Consider the following 17,917-nt stretch of genomic DNA (forward strand, 5'->3'; position numbering starts at 1 on the left):
ATCGGAAAAGTCGCCTGAATTTCAGCCTTGATTTGACCTACGCTTTGCGGGCTACCAGAGCCAATGCCGGACCGTTCGGATGGTCCGGGTGGTCGAATTCGATCGCCTCCACGGTGAAGCCGAAATCGGCGATCGCCCGCATCAGGGAATCCCGGGTAAGCCAGAATGCCCAAGGCTTCCCGCCGCCGCAGAAGCCGGCCCATTTGAGCGCCTCCTGATAGTTCCGCCTGGATACTGTATAGGCTTTGCCGCTGACTTCGATCTCGTACGGCTTCTCGAACTGCTTCGCCAAGTCTTTCCGGGTGCGCAGCGAGTCGTCGTAGTAGTGCGTCCATAGAAAAATTGTATCGGATACACGCGCAATGTTGCCTAGAAATTCAATGGGGTGGGTCATATGATAGAGTATTCCCGACGCCACACACACGTCAAAGCGCTCGCTGGTTTCCGACAGATACTTCATCGCATCGCCATAGAGAAACCGTGCGCGGCTGAGGTCGAAGATTTCCTTGACGCAGAGGCATTTCAGGTAGGATCGCGAGTTGGCTTCGACGGCGAGTATCGATTCCGCCCCTGCTTCATGCATCATGTATGTGTGTCCCGCTTCCAGCGGTCCGAGTTCCAGAATGCGCTTGCTGCCAAATCCCCCGATGGTTTTCGAAAGCCAGTCGATACGCGGGTCCTCAAATAGGGCGGCGCTCCCAGGAGTCGTCGTCGCGCCGGCAGACGCCGGAAATTTGGACGACCATTCGTCTTTGAAGATATCAACTGCATTTTGAGCGCTTGGCGAAGTCGCGACATATGCGTCTAGAATGTCCATCATTTCCCCTAAAGTCGATGCTGGCCGGACCTTAGCAGCCTGCGGAGCTATCGTCACGCCGGGCTTCCTCGCACGCCTCTTCAACAGTGCGTGGCTGTGTCGGGCGAGCAGCAATGAAGGGAGGCGGGGCCACCCGGATAGGTCATAACAGTCGTGGTGTCGGCGGTGTTGCTTTCGGCTTGTTGCACTCGTATCAGGGCGCGTTATTTCTGCGTAGCGCCGAGAGCATCAGCACTGCGGTGGCCATCAAATAGATCAGGACGAGGATATTCTGCAGGTTGACCCGGTGGGCCAAGTCTGCCCGCTTGCTGATTGTGAACACAAGGCTCATGTTCGTTTGCCGGCCATTGATGGCAGCCGAGCCACGAGACGTATCTTGCGTGAGCCATGCGGTAATCGATGAGCCGTTTTCGCCTTCGAGGCTCTCAATGCGGAGGACGGGGTTTTGAACGCCGGTCGATTCATGCTTAACGTCCTGGCAGATCATAGCATAGTCGTTGTTCGGAGAATTCTTGAAATCGAAAACGCCTGTTGTGCTCCACTGGCTGGCAGTCAAAGATATTCGCATCTTCCCACTGTTGGGACGAACATATGTAGCAAGGAGCGGCTCGATGCATACCTGGTCAAGATTGGAGATTAATGCGTCTGTAGCCTGATTAATCACCAATGGTTGATCCAGAACAAACCCCTTTGTGAATTCACCAGCGGGCTTATTGTTGACGAGCGGGCTGGCCGAGACAATATCGTTGGTGCCAAGCGTGAAATAGTCCGGTGCGCGTAAAAAAAGGGTTGACCCAGCCAGGATGCAGATCAAGGCGGTGGCGGCAAGTGCCCGGACGGTATTATTCATAGAATGGAACCACCTGCACGATGAAGGTTTCGATTTCGAAATAGGCCATTATCAGAACCACAAGGATCGATACCGCGCCGAGGGTCCGAGAGCGTTTCGTGAGCATCCCAAATGCCAGGACAAGGAATGGGATGACTGGATACATGTAACGGCCATGCGAGGCTCTGAGTTGACCTAGCGCATTGGAAAGTGAATATATCTGCTCGACCAGAACAATAGCGAAGAAACCCGCTGTAAGAACGCAATACGAAAACAAACGCACGTCATTCGATTGCCGCCCAGAAACGATAGTGAATAAGGAGATCACGGCAGCATACATCAGAGCCATGGCGCCGATGGCTATGACGTAGCTGGTATTAGGAGATTGTGTCAGCACAAGAACAACAGCGGCTGCGACGGCGGCGCCAATCAGGATCAAGCCCGAGTATGCAATCCGCGATATCGGCGCGAGCCAATCATAGAATCTCCAGAAGTAATTGATGATCGGGCCGGGTGCCGGCAGCGCCGGCATAGGTCTTTGCGCTAGGCTCAAGGTGGCGCCGACCGCGACAATAATGGAAAATCCGCAAAAGATTACTGAATAGGCCGTCAGCGGAAGACCATTTATCTGGAACCACGAAACTGCGCCTTTGCCCGTCCCGATCCATCCGAACAGACCAAAGAAGTTGACGACGAAATGCTCGATCGCAGGGTAGGTGCGCATGAATTCAAAGAAAGAGAGCGACGTTGTCGACTGGCCAGGTGCTGCGCTGAGGTCAACGGAAGTTGTGAACGGATCGCTAAAATACCAGATATTTCGAGCCAGCCAAATTGAAGGCAACGAAATTGCGATCAGCGTCAAGCTCACGGCACGATTAAAAATCCTGCCCAGATTTCCATCAATCTCGAATACCAGGATTGCGACTATCGGAGCCAAGAGGACAAGCGCCGTCATCTTCGTTGATGCTGCCACAGCCAGCCAGAACGCGCATAGGTAAGCGTCTGATATCTGTCGGTCGACAATGTACCTGGAAAAGTATTTGGCCACCAGCGCGCAAAACAGGAAGAGTGGAACATCATGATTTGTACCCGACGCCAGATGGCTGAACATGGGGACAAACCCAGTAGCGGCGGCGACTGCCGTGGCCGTGCGGCGATCGACGGATAGAAACAGCAAGGTTTGGTACAACACGATTAGCACCAAACCGCCGGCCAGCGCGGCGACGATGCGTGGGGATCTGAAACGCAGATCCTGATTATCGGAGAGGATCGTTGTTATTTTCAGCGGAATGGCTGCGATCAAGTAATAGATGGGAGGGTGTTGCGCGATCCAGTTATCAGATGAAGGGCTGGGAACCCCAGTGACGTTAGTATTGATCTCTGCGCTGATATTGGCTGTTCCGAGCAGTGGAAAACCGCGCCCCGAGGCAATGTCCTCGGTATAGGCATAATGTCCGATCTCGTCTGGAATATCCCAAAGAGGCGTAACCCAGAAGGCCAGGAAAAATGCCTTCGCTGTAAACAGCAGTGCCAACGCAAGAATTGGCCAGTCCGATTTTATCCTGAGCATTGCACCCCATCCCGTTTCCCGCTGCCCGCTGCCTTGCTTAGGGCTCTCGCGCTTATGCGCTCTTCCCCTTTTGCAATATCAATTCCACCAGGGCGACCAGGCAGTCTCCGAGAACGGTGACGAGCCGGTTGCCGAGAGCAATCGCGGTGGCTGCCGGAGGCGGCAGGCCCGCGGCGGTAAGCCCCATGATCAGAACTGCTTCACGCACCCCAAGGCCACCCGGCGCTCCCGGAACGACAAAGCCAATGAGCCAAGCAGCCGCTCCTATGCCGACCAGCTCGGCCACATGCCCCGCATCGTCCAAGGTTCTGGAAAGCGCAACGATCAGCAACCCATTGCCGATGAAAAACAGTGCATAGAGAAGAAATGCTTCGGCAGAGGCGATTAGCGCTCTTCTCCCGATGCCGGCGATCCTGAAGCGAAACAAAAGCGCTGTCCCGACGGCAAGCGCCAAAAGCCCGGCGGCGATTATTCCCGCGAGCAATCTAGGGTTATTGAGACCATAGCGCGCATAGGCATTCTGGAAAACCGGCCATGCCAGCAAGGCGGCCAACGTTCCTGCGGCAAGGACGATGATGGACAATTCCCCTATCTGGGCAAAGGCAAGCGCCTTGTTCGACGCTCCGGCATTGCGGGCGAGGGCAAACCGGCCAACCATATGCATCACGTTGCTCGGCAGGTATTTGTAGATCTGCGTCTTCCCAAAAATGCCAAGCGCACGACTCAACCCAAGCGACGGCCCGTCAACGGCAACCAGGAAGCGATACCACGCGATGCCGACCAGTTGCAGGATGACGGCATAGGCGATGGCGCAGCCCGGTATGGCGATCAGAAAAAATGGTGAAATAAGTTGTCGTTGCAGGTCGCCGAAGGAGCGATGGATCGCCAATCCGACGAAGACAAGCGCGGCAAGGCTGACAATCAGACCCCCGGCACGAATTATTGAATTCAGCTTTCTGCTTTTGGCTGTTGGTGCCGTCTGCATTGTCTCAGTCACAACGGCAAAGGGCCATGGTCCAAGGAAGCGGCTTGCGGACCTCCACGACCTCCAGCGATTTGCCCAGCAGGTTGATGAAGGATGCGGATGACCAGTGCTGGATATGCCCCGGCGTGTTTCCAAGGCTTCGGATGTATTTACCTCTGGCCATGTTAAGTGCCCGCCAGACAGGCTCGCGTGGCACGCTGACAAGAAGGTAAGGTTTGGCAAGCGATTTGAGTATCGCAAGGGCTTGTTCGGTATCTGGGATGTGTTCGAGAACTTCGCAACAGATCACCAGTTCGGCCGAAGCGACTTCCGGTGTCAGGTCGAAAAGCGAGCGTGTTTCAAATATCGGCTCCAGCCCACGCTTCGTGCATTGCTCATTAGCCTCCGAAACACTGACGGATTCCAGGTCGCTGCCGCGAACATTCCACCCCCGATCATGAAGGCGAATCGACAAATTTCCCTCGCCGCAGCCGACCTCGTAAGCGTTGCGGACGCCTGTCTTCGCCGTCAACATATCGAAACTGCTCAGAAAGCCATCCATGAGATATCGTGCGATCGGATTCCGGGTATTGTATTTGTCGTAATAATTGCCCGGGACGTTATCGTAGGCTGCTGGCGCTTCGTTCATCTACACTATTCCGCTTATTTTACCTGCCTGAACCTTGGAACCCTCGCGATCTATCGAAAGCGAGCGGATCAATGCATTTTCCCGATGTTCCTGTTGCAATTGCCTGATCCTGATTTCTTCGAGGATTTGCCTGTTAACCGCGATCAGTTCGGAAAGGATACCGCTCATGGCGAGGATGCCAGCAAGGGCAAGCAAGGCGCTGGAGAGAACCAGCGACTGAATGTTGCCGCTGCCTTCACCCCTTAGATAATGGAAAAGGAACCGGGCGATCATGATCAAACCCGGCGTGGCGACTATGGCCGCACACACCGAAAAGAAGCGCAGCGGGCTATAGACGACAAAGATCCTCACAACCGTTATCAGGGAGCGCCGCACATAGCTTGGTATGCTCTTGACCAGCCGTGAGGGCCGGAGATCGCCGTTCACGCGGATCGGCACGGAGGTGATCGGAATGTTCCTGCGGCCCGCCTGGATGATCGTTTCCAGCGTGTAGGTGTAGCGGTTGAAGACGTTGAGCTGTATCGCCGCGTCCCGGTGGATGGCACGGAAACCGCTCGGCGCGTCGGGAACCGTCGTGCCGCTGGCAAGCTTGACGACCAAGCTTCCAAGCTTCTGCAGGAATTTTTTGACGGGAGAAAAATGCTCTATCTCGCTGATCGGCCTAGCGCCGACGACGATCAGGGCCTTTTTTTCCAGTATGGGGCGGACGAGATCGGGAATGCAGGAGGCATCGTATTGGTTGTCGGCATCTGTGTTGACAATAACATCGGCGCCGAGCTTCAACGCCGTCTCAATGCCGGTCATGAAGGCTTTGGCAAGCCCCTGATTGTGGGGCAGCGAGACCACGTGATCCACACCGTTTTCCCGGGCAACCTCCACTGTGCGGTCAGTGGAGCCATCGTCGATCACGAGCCACTCTACCTGGTCGAAACCCTCGACCTGACGTGGGAGATCAGCAAGCGTGACGGCGAGTGTCCCCTCCTCATTCAAGCATGGGATCTGGATGATAAGCTTTGACAATCCACCCTCTTCTCTTTTTTCTTAAGACCGGCTGGCTGCCATTCACGGCATGGACCTGAAGAACTTTGGATATGACGCCAATTGATCGCGAGGCGGCTTTTAAACCAGGGACTCGATCCGTCCAGCCCGAAGCGTCATTTTCTTCGTGCAAACGCGCTCGATGAGCGCTTCGTCGTGGCTGGCCAATACGATGATGCCGGCCTTTTCCGCCAGTTCGTTCATCCGTTGTTTGGCTTTTTCCTGGAACGATGCGTCGCCGGCGCCAATCCATTCATCCATCAGCAGAATTTCGGGCTCGAGCGTGGTCGCCGCCGCAAATGCCAGGCGCGCCGCCATGCCCTGGCTGTACGCCTTGAACGGCAGGTCGATGAAGTCACCCAGTTCGCTGAAATCGATTATTTCTTCCATCTTCTCTTCGATCTCGGTCGCCGTCCAGCCGCTGATCAATCCTCTCAGCACGATGTTCCTGCGCCCGGTGGCCTCCGGGCGAAACCCTATGTTGATGTTGAACAGGGCATCGACCTTGCCCGCGATCGATATCGTGCCACCCGACGGCTGATAGATTCCATATAGAACCTTGAGCAGCGTTGTCTTGCCGGCACCATTCGGGCCGACAAGGCCCAACCGGTCGCCTGCCTTGAGTTCGAAGCTGACATCGTCGAGCGCCTGCACGACCTGCTTGGTGCCCGACTTGGCTATGTTGCCGCCAAGAGCGCTGCGACGCCGGCCAGGCGCCGAAAGTGTCAATTTTTCGAACAGACGATAAACGAGGCTGACATTGTTCAGTTGGATGGATGTCATGGAACTCAGATCAGGAAAACGATGCGTTTGCGATAACGGCCCAACAACAGCAACGCAAGAGCCCATAGGCCGAGACTGATGTAACCAGCCACGGCCAACGCATGCGTCGGAAATATGCCGGCCGTGATCGGCTCACGCACGCCCTCCAGGAAATAGGTGAAAGGATTCCAATGATAGGCATATTTTTGGACGCCTCCCTGACCGCTATAGACCCAGAACACCGGCGTGAAGAACATGCCGACCCGCATCAGATTCCCGACGATGAACTCACTATCGGGAAAGAAGGCGCCCAAGAACGCAAAAACCGTTACGAATGCAGGCGTTGCCAAGATGATGAGCAGTAGACCCAGCAGCGACAGCAGCCAATTCGCGCTGATCCCGTAACCGCCCAGCAGCAGAACAAGAACGCAACCCGCCAACGAATAAGCAGCCCTGATGATGCATTGCATCGTCAATCGCATCACATAGACGAACAGCGGCAGCGTTGTGCCTTGAATGAAGCTCGCTTCTCGCTGGAAGAGCGACACGCTCATGGTGATGGTCTCGGTGAGATAGAACCAGACCAGCATGCCGATGGCTACATAGGCTATATAGCTTGGGTTGCTGGCGTCGGTGGTCACGAAAACAAAGACAAAAGTGCCGACGAAAGCGAAATAATTGACCAGCATCCAAAGCGGGCCGAGCGTCGTGCGTCTGTGCTGGTCGCCGATGTCCTCGTGGGCAAGCGCGATCCAGACCCGGTGTAATCTCATGGCCTTTGAGATATCGTCAAAAGCGCCGTTTAGTGCCGCAATCATAGCTGGGAGTATCGCAATCCGTTATTCTGGCGCATTATTCTTCGCTGGCCATAGCGAACCACCAAGCCCGTCTCTAATAGCCATTTCGATGGGCATATGGCAACGCATTGCGTCGTAACGCGGTGGGGAGCAGAGTCAACTGCGGCAAAACTGAACGCATGCTGATGCTGTGTGACTTATCTATTAGCTCTTGATAATGTTTCCTTTGCGGCAATCGCCCCAGCATGATCCATGTTCTCCACTGGACGCCTCTTCTCGAAAAAACCTCTAGCTATGCCCTCCGCCCCGCAGTATGCGATACACCACGGCGGGGGCCGGGGATGGCACTTAAGGTGGATTGGTCGCGAAGTATCTTCGTGTTCGCACTTCGCTGGTGTCGATCCCCTTGAGCCTGGAGTCTAGTGCCGTCCAATGAATTCTTACCTCGAATCAGTATTCGGGCTCAGGCCACAGATGCGGCGCGTCTTCATCATGGTCCAGGACGTGGTCATGGTCCTGGTCGCCGTGGCGCTCAGCCTCGTGCTTTCGCGGTCTAATCTTTCGTTCGACGCGCTCTCCAAGGAGGGTCTGGCGACATGGGCGGGCATCGTCGTCATCAGTCATTTGCTGTTCCGCTACAGTGGCCTCTACACCACCGTCTGGCGCTTCGCCTCGACGCCGGACTTTTTCAACATCCTGAAGAGCTGCGCGATCTTGACGTTCACTCTTTATGTGGCGTCGCTGCTGCTGCGGTTTTACCGGCCGGTGGCGGGGCTCAACGAGCGTCAGTTCATCGTCTTCTTCCTCGTCTCCTTCACGATCATATCGGCACCCCGGCTGTTCTACCGCTTCCTGCGTGACGGCGCGAGCTGGGGGATTCTGAGCCGCAAGACCGACATCAGGCAGGCCAAGCGCGCTCTGTTCGTCGGCCGGCTCGGCGAGGCCGACCTGATCATCCGCTTCACGCGCACGGCGCAACCGGCGGACTATTCCATCGCAGGCATCATGGCGACCGAGCGCGGCGCCCCGTTGGGCACGCGGATTCAAGGTGTTCCCGTGGTGGCGACCATGCCGCGCCTGATCGATGTCCTGGAAGACTATGCGACCGGCACCAAAAGCCTGGACTTGCTGATTTTCGGCAGCGGCGCCGAGCACGAAATCGAGGACTATTCGGAACTCGTGCGCATTGCCCGGCACGGCGACATAAATGTGGTGCAGTTCTCAGGCCTTTCGGAGTTGGAACAACACGGAAAGCTGGTTCTCGACACCGTCGAGATGGAAACGATCCTGCGCCGTCCGGCGGTCGCGTCCGACATCCAGCGCATCGGCGCCTTTGTCAGCGGCAAACGCGTTCTGGTAACCGGCGGTGCCGGTTCTATCGGCCAGACGCTGGTCAAGCGGTCGCTGGAACTGGGAGCCGAGGCGGTGCTGGTCGCTGACAACTCCGAATTCGGCATCTTCCAGCTGAGCCAGTATGTTGACGAGAAGGACCATGACCGACTCAAGGTCCGCATCGTCGATGTCTCCGACCGGCGCCAGATAACGCGTGTCGTCACGGAATTCCGGCCGGACATCATCTTTCACGCCGCGGCGCTCAAGCACGTGCCGCTGCTCGAGGAGAACTGGGATTCGGCCATTCAAACCAACATTTTCGGAACGCTCGTCTGCGCCGAGGTTGCCGCCAAGTGCGGGGTTGCGCAATTTGTCCTGATATCGAGCGACAAGGCGGTGGATCCCTCATCGGTGCTTGGCATGACGAAGCGGGCCGCCGAACAGATCATCAGTGCCTTGCACGGCACGCCGGCAGGCGAGACGGGCGGGCGCCTCCCGGCCACCAAGTTCATTGCAGTGCGGTTCGGCAATGTCTTCGGCAGCAATGGTTCGGTGGCGACCATATTCCAGGCGCAGATCGAGGCTGGGGGACCCGTCACCATCACCGACCGACGCATGACGCGCTATTTCATGACCGTGGCCGAAGCCGTCGATCTCGTCATCATGTCGGCGGCCGATGCCGCGTCGCGGCAGAGCGGACACGATTACGCCGTCTATATGCTCGACATGGGCAAGCCGGTGCCGATTCTTGAAGTGGCCGAAACGATGATCCGCTTGTCCGGAAAGAGCCCATACAAGGACATCGCGATCCGGTTCACCGGCATCAGGCCGGGCGAAAAACTTCACGAAACGCTGCATGGCGAAGACGAGGAACTCGTCGAACTCGGCATCTCGAAGGTTTTCGGCCTCAGCACGGACGTCGTGGAATGGTCGGATGTCCAGGTCGCGCTCACGGCCCTGCAGCAGTCGGCGAAAAACCAGGACAAGGCTGGCGCGCTCGCCGCATTGGCAGGTCTCGACCGCGCCAAGAAGGCCAGGGCAAGTGCACGTCAAGACGCGATCCCGAAAACGGCGGGGCAGGCGAGCTAGGCCCGTTCAGAATTCAGAAAGCGATCTTGCTCGTGAGCAAAGATGATCTGCGCATCGCGGTCCTGATGGGCACGAAAGACGGCGCCGCCTTCATCGAGGAGCAGCTGCAGTCCCTGCTCGAGCAGTCGCACCCTCTGGTCGACTTGTGGATTTCAGACGATGGCTCCACCGATGGCACGACCGCCATCATCGAGACATGGAAATCCCGCTGGCGGCCCAAGGGGCGGATGACGCTGGTAGAGGGGCCGCGGCAAGGCTTCGCCGCCAATTTCCGCTCCATGATCGTCGACCGACGCATCGAGGCGGACTGCTATGCCTTCTGCGACCAGGACGATATCTGGGAGACCGACAGGCTGGAGAGCGCTATCAGCTGGATGCGGACCCAGGATGCGAAAACCCCGCTGATGTTTTGTTCGCGAACCGCAACCATGACGGAAACAGGAAGCCTTGTCGGCCATTCGCCGCTGTTTGCCCGGCCGCCATCCTTTCGCAATGCGCTTGTGCAAAGCATCGCCGGCGGCAACACAATCCTGCTCAACGCCGCGGCACGCGACCTGCTGGCCAGGGCCTCCACGCGGACCGGGTTCGTCAGCCATGACTGGTGGGCCTATCTCATAGTGACCGCCGCCGCCGGCATCGTCCGCTACGATCCGCGACCGCTGGTGCGCTACCGGCAGCACGCGGCAAACCTGGTCGGCGCCAACGTGTCCTGGAAAGCAAGGTTCTCTCGGCTTGGCCGCCTGTTCAAGGGGGAATTCGCCGGCTGGACGGACCTCAACCTCGACGGTCTCGCCGTCAATCGCGATCTCCTGACCGAGGACGCGACGGCGTGCCTCGACCTTTTCATCCGCGGGCGCAACGGTGGCCTTTCCCGCCGCTTGGCAGGCTTGCGCCAAAGCGGCGTCTATCGGCAGACCGTTTCCGGAAACATTGGGCTCTATCTCGCCTTCATCCTGGGGCGCATCTGAACATTGCGACGGCTGCGTGGCGCGCTTGGTCAAGAGATCGGCTCATGCTACGTCGACCGGATTGACGGCATTGGCCTGCGGCGTTGCCTCGGGACTTCGGCAGGGAGCACTATCGGCCGTTCATGAAGACAGCCAAGCAAATCTTCGATATTGCCGGTGCGGCTCTGCTGCTGGTGGCCACATCTCCTGTCTTGGCGCTCACCGTCCTTGCCGTTCGGGCATCGTCGCCGGGCCCGGCTATTTTTTCACAGGTGCGGGTCGGCCGTGACGGTCGGCTTTTTCGCTGCCACAAGTTGCGCACGATGTATGTCGGGACGCCGTCACTACCCTCGCATGAGGCGCCGGCGGATTCCGTGACATCGGTCGGGAAGGTCCTACGGAAGTTCAAGCTCGACGAGCTGCCGCAATTCTGGAATGTCCTGAAGGGCGAAATGAGCCTGGTCGGGCCGCGCCCCTGCCTGCCGACCCAAAGCGAGTTGATCGAGTGTCGCAGGCGGCTGGGGGTTTTGGCGGCGCTGCCGGGCATAACCGGCCTGGCCCAGATCAGGTGCATCGACATGTCGAACCCGGAGCTTTTGGCCGAAACGGATGCTGCCTACCTCCGCACTGCGTCGTTCTGGCTCGATCTTCGGATACTGTTTGGAACGCTCTACCGCAGACCATGATCCCAAAAAGTGGAAGCCGGTTTTTGGGAAAGATCATGGTCAAGCAAGAAAGTCAGGATCTACCGAGCCGCGCCAGCTCGGCCAGCCGCTCGACCGTGCGGGCTTCAGGCGTCCACCCCTGCGATACCAGCAGGGCGGGGTCGCATATCTGTGTCGCGGTCAGGCTGTCCCAGAACGCCCGCCTGCCGAGCGCGGCCACGACCGGCCGTATCAGACCGGCCGGCACAGCCATCAGGCGCTCACGCCGCCCCAAACCTCTGCGAAAGGCGGCGATGATGGCCTCGACGGCGACCGGCGGCACATCTGCGCCGACATAGATCGGGCGAAGCGGTCCGGAATGGCTGAGCAGGTGCGACACTGCTCGCACCGCGGCCTCGGAAGACATCAGCGAGCGGATTCCGGTCAAGGCACCCGTCGGCAGCGGCAGCGGCGTATCGGCAAGGCGCATCAGCGTTGCCAGATTCCCCCTCATGCCGCTTCCATAAACCGGAGGCAGGCGCAACACGGCGGCGTCCGAGCGGCCGTGTAACGCGTAGGCGTCCAAAACCTTGATCTCGCCTTCGCGCTTCGAGCGTCCATAGGCGCATTGTGGGGCAGGAAGCGTGTCCTCGTCGATCGTTGCGCTGACGTGCGCGCCGATCACCGCTCGGATCGAGGAGAGATGGATGAAACGTCCGCTTATCTGGGCGGCCGCGGCATGCGCCAGCCTTGCGCTCAGTTCCACATTGGCCGCTTGGTAATCGGCTTCGGTTGCATTTCCCTGATCATTGTTGAGGCCGGCGCAATGGACGACGTCAGTCATATGCCGGGTCAGTTCCAGGAAGGCGGCGGCCGGCGCATCGAAGCCGGGCATCGGCACAGTCTCGTTCTCCGAACCAAGCCTCTCGGGATGGCGGGAGGCGAGGCGAAGCTCGGCACCGGCTTCGCGAAGGTGGCGCACGACAAGGCGCCCGATGAAACCTGTCGCGCCCGTGACCAGAACCTTCATGGCCTTACCCGAAACAGCTCTTTGGTGGCTGATGGAAGTGCTCGCTCTTCCATCACTGGTGCAAGTGCCTGCTCTTCCAACAAAGGAACATGGCGTCCGGAGGCGAGATATGTTCCGCTCACCAGGAAGACCATCAGCACCGAGTCCAGAATGTCATGGCCGATCAGGATGCCTGTCATTCCGGCCGTCAGATAGGTGATCACCACGACAACAATCATGGTCGCGCCGAACCGCTCGCTCGGATCGTTGCTGTTTCGCAAGACCCGGGCGGCATTTCCAGCGGCAACGATAAAGATCGCCGCCAGCGTCACGGCACCCAGAATTCCCGCTTGCACCAGGGCGGTCAGGAAGCCGTTGTGAAAATGGTTGAAGCCTGTGTCCATCGCGAACTGCTCATGAAAGCCCTGCTTGATCAGATGCTGGGTTGCACCCACACCGTGCCCGAACAGTGGCATGTCATGGAATGCTTTGAGGCCGATCTCCCAAAGCGCAACACGTATTCCCAACGAGGTGTCGTAATTGCCGCCAGCCCCAAGCGCACCCCAATCGGAGCGCAAAAAATCGACCCGCCCGGATATCGCCTGGAAGCTGGAAGCGGCGATCACGACGCCGACCGCTGCCAGCAGCAGCAGCAGGCGAACGGCATTCCTGCCTCTGAGCCTGTGCCGGTTGATCAGCATGACGGCGATGCCGGCGATCAGCAGTGCCAGCCAGACGATACGCGAGCCGGAATAGATGACGGCGATCGTCCCTGCCAGTGCCGCGTAGAAGAGGGGTGTCCGGGCTTGCTCAACACCGGACAAGGCGCCAGCCACACACATCACCACGGCAAGGCACACCACGGTTGCGAAGACGATCGGATTTCCGGCTCCACCCTCGGCCCTGACGCCAATCCAATATTGCTGGATGACGGCCATGAGCAGCGCGGCAAAACAGGCGGCCATGCTGGAAAGCACGATGATGCGGGTAAGCGTGGTTTTCTGAGTGATGCTCCAGGTCGAATAGGACACGGGAAAAAACAGGAAGGTGACGAGCGGGATAAGATGTGGCGCATCCCGGGCGAACGAATTGTTGACGATGGACGCCAGGAGATTGGAGGCGCAGTAGGCATAGATCGCGACCGTCATCCAGATCATGGCCCGGTCGGCGTTGAAGCGCCTTTTCCGTAAAGCAGTCAGCAGGACTGACGAAAGGCCTCCGCCATTGAATACAAAGCTGACCACCGATCCCAGAACCGGTGGAAAAAAGAAGCAAAGGATGGAGAAGTAGTTGTTGATCCGCGAAGGCGTGAATTGCTGTCTCAGGGATGAAAGCCGGGTCAATTTTCGGGCTCGCTGTCTTCGGCTAGTTTCATGCGGCGGATCTTGTTTGGCGAAGTTTAATGCGCTCGCCTCGAAATTGCCCATGATGCACTTGCCCACTTCCCGAGGCTGGTATAGCGGCTGCCCCCCATTTTCGATAGTGTATAGGGCAGATTGCCACCGAAAAGCGGCGGCAGGCGCGGGCCGACCAGAGGAAGTCCCTTGAAAGCCGCAGCTGATCCATTCAAGCAATATTTTCCCCGCGTTTTCTGGGCCGTTGAGCTTGCAGGCAGGAATTTCCGGATTTGCCGGCATCTGTGGAAAATTCATTCTCGAACCATGTGCGGCCGGGTCAGTCCAGCATTGTTCTTGACAATGGCGATCTGCTAGAACGCCGGCACGAGAAAGAACGTCCAGAAACAAGGCTCGAACCGGGCGCGAAGAGCTCGATGATTTGAGGCAAGGTCTTCTGTTGGAAGATACGAAAGAACGCCCACGGCCCATGACAACAGCGCTTACGCATCTTCAGCGGCTTGAAGCCGAGTCCATCCATATATTCCGTGAGGTTGCGGCCGCTTTTGCCAAGCCGGTCATGCTCTATTCGGTTGGCAAGGATTCATCCGTGTTGATGCATCTGGCGATGAAGGCGTTTTATCCCGCCAAGCCGCCGTTCCCCTTTCTTCACGTCGACACGACGTGGAAGTTCCGCGAGATGATCGCCTTTCGCGATCAGATGGCGCAGAAACTCGGCTTCGATCTCCTGGTTCATGTCAATGAAGACGGCGTGCGCGACAACATCAATCCGTTCGACCATGGTTCGAACACCCACACCCATGTCATGAAGACCGTGGCGCTGCGCCAGGCGCTCGACAAATACGGTTTCGATGCGGCCTTTGGCGGCGCTCGTCGCGACGAGGAGAAATCGCGCGCCAAGGAGCGCATCTTTTCCTTCCGCAACGCCCAGCATGTGTGGGATCCGAAGAACCAGCGCCCCGAAATGTGGAAGATATTCAACACCCGCATCGCATCGGGTGAATCGATCCGCGTCTTTCCGCTGTCGAACTGGACCGAACTCGATATCTGGCAGTACATCCTGCAGGAAAGTATCCCGATCGTGCCGCTCTATTTCGCCAAGGAACGACCGGTGGTGGAACGCGACGGCATGCTGATCCTGCGGGACGACGAGCGCATGAAACTGCGCCCCGGCGAGACGGTGGAGAACAGGCTGGTGCGGTTCCGCACGCTTGGCTGCTATCCGCTGACCGGCGCCATCGAATCGGATGCCGACACGCTGGAAGCCATCGTCGGCGAAATGCTGACGGCACGGACGTCCGAACGGCAGGGTCGCCTGATCGACCGCGATGAAGCCGGCTCGATGGAAAAGAAGAAGCGCGAGGGGTACTTTTGACCATGCGCCACATCATGGCAAAGAGCCTCGCTCCCACCGACGGCGTTCGCGACTATCTGGCTGCGCAGGAGAAGAAGTCGCTGCTGCGCTTCCTGACCTGCGGCTCGGTCGATGACGGCAAGTCGACGCTGATCGGGCGCCTGCTGTCCGACACCAAGCAGATTTTCGAGGACCAGCTCGCCGCGCTCGAACGCGATTCGCGCAAGCATGGCACGACGGGCGACGACATCGATTTCGCGCTGCTGGTCGACGGTCTGGAGGCCGAGCGCGAGCAAGGTATCACCATCGACGTCGCTTACCGCTTCTTCGCCACGCCGAAACGCAAATTCATCGTTGCCGACACACCTGGCCACGAGCAATACACCCGCAACATGGCCACCGGCGCCTCGACCGCCGACCTGGCGATCGTGCTGATCGATGCCCGGCAGGGTGTGCTTCGCCAGACAAGGCGGCATTCGATCATCGCCTCGCTGCTCGGCATCCGCCACGTCGTGCTGGCCGTCAACAAGATCGATCTTGTCGATTTCGATCAGGCGGTTTTCGACCGGATCGTCGAAGACTACGGGCAATTCTCGCGCGATCTCGGCTTCCAGACCATTGTGCCGATCCCGATGTCGGCCCGTTATGGCGACAATGTCAGCCGCCGGTCGGAAAGCATGGAATGGTATTCCGGTCCGACGCTGATCGAGCATCTCGAAACCGTGTCGGTCGACGAAGCGATGGTCGAACTGCCGTTTCGTTTCCCTGTCCAGTATGTCAACCGTCCCAATCTCGACTTTCGCGGCTTTGCCGGCACGGTCGCCTCCGGCTCGGTTGCGCCCGGCGACGAGGTCGTTGTCGCCAAGTCCGGCAAATCCTCGCGCGTCAAGCGGATCGTCTCGTATGGCGGCGATCTCGCCCAGGCGGCCGCCGGCCAGGCCGTCACGCTCGTCCTCGATGACGAAGTCGAAATCTCGCGCGGCAACATGCTGGTTTCGCCTGCCGCACGGCCGCAAGTCGCCGACCAGTTCGCCGCCAACATCGTCTGGTTCGACGAGCATGCGTTGCTGCCAGGCCGCTCTTACATCCTGCGCACCGAGACCGACCAGACCAGCGCCACCGTCACCGACCTGAAATATCGGATCAACGTCAATGACTTTGCCCATGAAGCGGCAAAGTCGCTCGACATGAACGAAGTCGGCATCTGCAACATTTCGACGCGGACGCCGATCGCCTTCGATCCCTTCGCCGAAAACCGCACCACCGGCGCCTTCATCCTGATCGACCGCATCTCCAGCGCCACGGTCGGCGCCGGCATGATCCTGCACTCGTTGCGCCGCGCCGAAAACATCCATTGGCAGTCGCTCGATGTCGGCAAGCGCGTGCGCGCCGACATGAAGAACCAGCGGCCCGCCGTGTTCTGGTTCACCGGGCTGTCGGGTTCCGGCAAGTCGACCATCGCCAACCTGTTCGAAAAGAAGCTGTTCGCCACCGGCCGCCACACTTATATCCTGGACGGCGACAACGTCCGTCACGGTCTCAACCGCGATCTTGGCTTCACCGACGCCGATCGCGTCGAGAACATCCGCCGCGTTGCTGAAGTGGCGCGTTTGATGGCCGATGCCGGATTGATCGTCATTGTTTCGTTCATTTCGCCCTTCAGCGCCGAGCGGCGCATGGCACGTGAATTGATGGCCGACGGCGAATTCGTCGAGGTGTATGTCGATACGCCTTTCGAGGAATGCGCCCGGCGTGATCCGAAGGGCCTCTACGCGCGCGCGCTGAATGGCGAGATCAAGAATTTCACCGGCGTCGATTCCCCTTATGAAGCGCCGGAAACCCCGGAGGTCCATCTTCGGACACTCGGCAAGTCGGCCGAAGAGATGGTCGACGCCCTGGAACACTGGCTGAACGAGCGCGACATTGCCGAAGACCAATACGATAGCGGCGGCGGCATCTGACGACAGGCTGATGCTTGAAATCTTCGAGCGCCTGGCCTTGTCGGCCGGGCGCGAGGTGATGCGTGTGTTCCACGCCGGCTGTGCGGTTGACCGTAAGTCCGACGCCTCGCCGGTGACCGAGGCGGACCGCGAGAGCGAAAAGATCATTCTCGCCGGACTGCGTGCCGCATTTCCCGATATCCCCTGCGTGGCCGAGGAAGAAGCTTCCGCCGGCATCGTGCCGCCCGATCTGGACGGGGCTTTTTTTCTGATCGATCCGCTCGATGGGACCAAGGAGTTCGTTAACCGCCGCACCGATTTCACCGTCAACATCGCGCTGGTCCGCGATGGCGTGCCGGAAGTCGGCGTCGTCTTTGCGCCCTGCACGGGCCGCTTCTTTTCCGGCCTGCCGGGCAGGGCGGAATCACTCGAAATCGATGGCGATTACCAGATCGTCGGCCGCCGGCCGATCGCGGCGAGAGCGGCCGCGACGCCGCTGGCCGTCGTCGCCAGTCGGTCTCACAACACACCGGAAACCGAGGCCTATATTCGCGACCTCGGTGCCGCCGAAATCGTTTCGGTCGGTTCGTCCTTGAAGTTCTGCCTTCTCGCCAGTGCCGAGGCTGATGTCTATCCGCGCTTCGGCCGCACCATGGAATGGGACACAGCGGCGGGCGACGCCATCCTGCGCGCCGCCGGCGGCATGACGCGCACGCTGGACGGCCAACCTCTGGTCTATGGCAAGCGCAGGCAAAGCGACGACGAGGATTTTGCCAATCCGCATTTCATTGCCAGCGGCAGGGCGGCGGGCCCCGGCTGAG

16 protein-coding genes are annotated in these 17,917 nt (G+C 58.8%); 6 read left to right on the plus strand and 10 right to left on the minus strand.

Annotated elements, in window-relative coordinates; translation table 11 throughout:
• Nucleotides 1-37: 37 nt before the first annotated feature.
• The 8 genes from EOB59_RS09845 to EOB59_RS09880 all read right to left on the minus strand — a co-directional run bounded on the left by EOB59_RS09845 (nucleotide 38) and on the right by EOB59_RS09880 (nucleotide 7,447).
• On the minus strand, nucleotides 38-874 hold the full coding sequence (locus EOB59_RS09845) for a class I SAM-dependent methyltransferase (RefSeq protein WP_128288263.1): 837 nt from the start codon (nucleotides 872-874) through the stop codon (nucleotides 38-40).
• Nucleotides 875-1,010: 136 nt separating this feature from the next.
• Nucleotides 1,011-1,667 (minus strand): hypothetical protein, encoded by a 657-nt coding sequence (locus tag EOB59_RS09850; protein ID WP_128288264.1) that lies wholly within the window; start codon nucleotides 1,665-1,667, stop codon nucleotides 1,011-1,013.
• Complete coding sequence (locus EOB59_RS09855) at nucleotides 1,660-3,216, minus strand: glycosyltransferase family 39 protein (RefSeq protein ID WP_128288265.1); 1,557 nt, start codon at nucleotides 3,214-3,216, stop codon at nucleotides 1,660-1,662. Before EOB59_RS09855 ends, EOB59_RS09850 begins: the two co-directional genes overlap by 8 nt.
• A gap of 52 nt (nucleotides 3,217-3,268) precedes the next feature.
• Complete coding sequence (locus tag EOB59_RS09860) at nucleotides 3,269-4,201, minus strand: lysylphosphatidylglycerol synthase domain-containing protein (RefSeq protein WP_128288266.1); 933 nt, start codon at nucleotides 4,199-4,201, stop codon at nucleotides 3,269-3,271.
• Between the two features lie 4 nt (nucleotides 4,202-4,205).
• The gene (locus tag EOB59_RS09865) at nucleotides 4,206-4,829 is read right to left on the minus strand and encodes a methyltransferase domain-containing protein (protein WP_128288267.1); all 624 of its coding nucleotides are present in this window, start codon (nucleotides 4,827-4,829) and stop codon (nucleotides 4,206-4,208) included.
• Nucleotides 4,830-5,849 (minus strand): glycosyltransferase family 2 protein, encoded by a 1,020-nt coding sequence (locus EOB59_RS09870; protein WP_245486579.1) that lies wholly within the window; start codon nucleotides 5,847-5,849, stop codon nucleotides 4,830-4,832. It lies immediately after the preceding gene.
• Between the two features lie 99 nt (nucleotides 5,850-5,948).
• Complete coding sequence (locus EOB59_RS09875; protein WP_245486580.1) at nucleotides 5,949-6,521, minus strand: ATP-binding cassette domain-containing protein; 573 nt, start codon at nucleotides 6,519-6,521, stop codon at nucleotides 5,949-5,951.
• Nucleotides 6,522-6,655: 134 nt separating this feature from the next.
• The gene (locus EOB59_RS09880) at nucleotides 6,656-7,447 is read right to left on the minus strand and encodes an ABC transporter permease (protein WP_128288269.1); all 792 of its coding nucleotides are present in this window, start codon (nucleotides 7,445-7,447) and stop codon (nucleotides 6,656-6,658) included.
• Between the two features lie 411 nt (nucleotides 7,448-7,858).
• Here EOB59_RS09880 and EOB59_RS09885 point away from each other — a divergent pair, with 411 nt between their 5' ends.
• The 3 genes from EOB59_RS09885 (at nucleotide 7,859) to EOB59_RS09895 (ending at nucleotide 11,480) form a co-directional block, all read left to right on the plus strand.
• A complete protein-coding gene (locus EOB59_RS09885) occupies nucleotides 7,859-9,847 on the plus strand; it encodes a nucleoside-diphosphate sugar epimerase/dehydratase (RefSeq protein ID WP_164873880.1) in 1,989 nt (662 codons plus the stop codon).
• Between the two features lie 32 nt (nucleotides 9,848-9,879).
• Complete coding sequence (locus EOB59_RS09890) at nucleotides 9,880-10,815, plus strand: glycosyltransferase family 2 protein (RefSeq protein WP_127320325.1); 936 nt, start codon at nucleotides 9,880-9,882, stop codon at nucleotides 10,813-10,815.
• Between the two features lie 122 nt (nucleotides 10,816-10,937).
• A complete protein-coding gene (locus EOB59_RS09895; RefSeq protein ID WP_128288270.1) occupies nucleotides 10,938-11,480 on the plus strand; it encodes a sugar transferase in 543 nt (180 codons plus the stop codon).
• Nucleotides 11,481-11,532: 52 nt separating this feature from the next.
• On the opposite strand, the gene EOB59_RS09900 is transcribed toward EOB59_RS09895, so the two are convergent.
• A complete protein-coding gene (locus EOB59_RS09900; RefSeq protein ID WP_127397108.1) occupies nucleotides 11,533-12,468 on the minus strand; it encodes an NAD-dependent epimerase/dehydratase family protein in 936 nt (311 codons plus the stop codon).
• Nucleotides 12,465-13,790, minus strand: a complete 1,326-nt coding sequence (locus tag EOB59_RS09905; RefSeq protein WP_127397110.1) for an O-antigen ligase — start codon at nucleotides 13,788-13,790, stop codon at nucleotides 12,465-12,467. Before EOB59_RS09905 ends, EOB59_RS09900 begins: the two co-directional genes overlap by 4 nt.
• 481 nt (nucleotides 13,791-14,271) lie before the next feature.
• On the opposite strand from EOB59_RS09905, the gene cysD reads away from it, so the two are divergent.
• The 3 genes from cysD to cysQ are packed head-to-tail and all read left to right on the plus strand — an operon-like array spanning nucleotide 14,272 to nucleotide 17,916.
• Nucleotides 14,272-15,177, plus strand: a complete 906-nt coding sequence (gene cysD / locus EOB59_RS09910) for a sulfate adenylyltransferase subunit CysD (protein WP_027035869.1) — start codon at nucleotides 14,272-14,274, stop codon at nucleotides 15,175-15,177.
• A 2-nt stretch (nucleotides 15,178-15,179) separates the two neighbouring features.
• Nucleotides 15,180-17,117 carry a sulfate adenylyltransferase subunit CysN gene (gene cysN / locus EOB59_RS09915; RefSeq protein ID WP_164873879.1) on the plus strand — a complete coding sequence of 646 codons (1,938 nt, stop codon included), beginning with the start codon at nucleotides 15,180-15,182 and terminating at the stop codon, nucleotides 17,115-17,117.
• Nucleotides 17,118-17,127: 10 nt separating this feature from the next.
• Complete coding sequence (gene cysQ, locus EOB59_RS09920; protein ID WP_164874015.1) at nucleotides 17,128-17,916, plus strand: 3'(2'),5'-bisphosphate nucleotidase CysQ; 789 nt, start codon at nucleotides 17,128-17,130, stop codon at nucleotides 17,914-17,916.
• Nucleotide 17,917: the final 1 nt, after the last annotated feature.

This window comes from Mesorhizobium sp. M7A.F.Ca.MR.176.00.0.0, from assembly GCF_004023165.1.
Lineage (GTDB): Bacteria > Pseudomonadota > Alphaproteobacteria > Rhizobiales > Rhizobiaceae > Mesorhizobium.

Bases quoted from the DNA above. Each gene is read 5' to 3' on its own strand.
- EOB59_RS09900 (WP_127397108.1), bottom strand. From the start codon at position 12,468: ATGAAGGTTCTGGTCACGGGCGCGACAGGTTTCATCGGGCGCCTTGTC.
- cysD (WP_027035869.1), top strand. From the start codon at position 14,272: ATGACAACAGCGCTTACGCATCTTCAGCGGCTTGAAGCCGAGTCCATC.
- EOB59_RS09855 (WP_128288265.1), bottom strand. From the start codon at position 3,216: ATGCTCAGGATAAAATCGGACTGGCCAATTCTTGCGTTGGCACTGCTG.
- EOB59_RS09885 (WP_164873880.1), top strand. From the start codon at position 7,859: ATGAATTCTTACCTCGAATCAGTATTCGGGCTCAGGCCACAGATGCGG.
- EOB59_RS09860 (WP_128288266.1), bottom strand. From the start codon at position 4,201: ATGCAGACGGCACCAACAGCCAAAAGCAGAAAGCTGAATTCAATAATT.
- EOB59_RS09850 (WP_128288264.1), bottom strand. From the start codon at position 1,667: ATGAATAATACCGTCCGGGCACTTGCCGCCACCGCCTTGATCTGCATC.
- EOB59_RS09865 (WP_128288267.1), bottom strand. From the start codon at position 4,829: ATGAACGAAGCGCCAGCAGCCTACGATAACGTCCCGGGCAATTATTAC.
- cysQ (WP_164874015.1), top strand. From the start codon at position 17,128: ATGCTTGAAATCTTCGAGCGCCTGGCCTTGTCGGCCGGGCGCGAGGTG.
- EOB59_RS09880 (WP_128288269.1), bottom strand. From the start codon at position 7,447: ATGATTGCGGCACTAAACGGCGCTTTTGACGATATCTCAAAGGCCATG.
- cysN (WP_164873879.1), top strand. From the start codon at position 15,180: ATGCGCCACATCATGGCAAAGAGCCTCGCTCCCACCGACGGCGTTCGC.
- EOB59_RS09895 (WP_128288270.1), top strand. From the start codon at position 10,938: ATGAAGACAGCCAAGCAAATCTTCGATATTGCCGGTGCGGCTCTGCTG.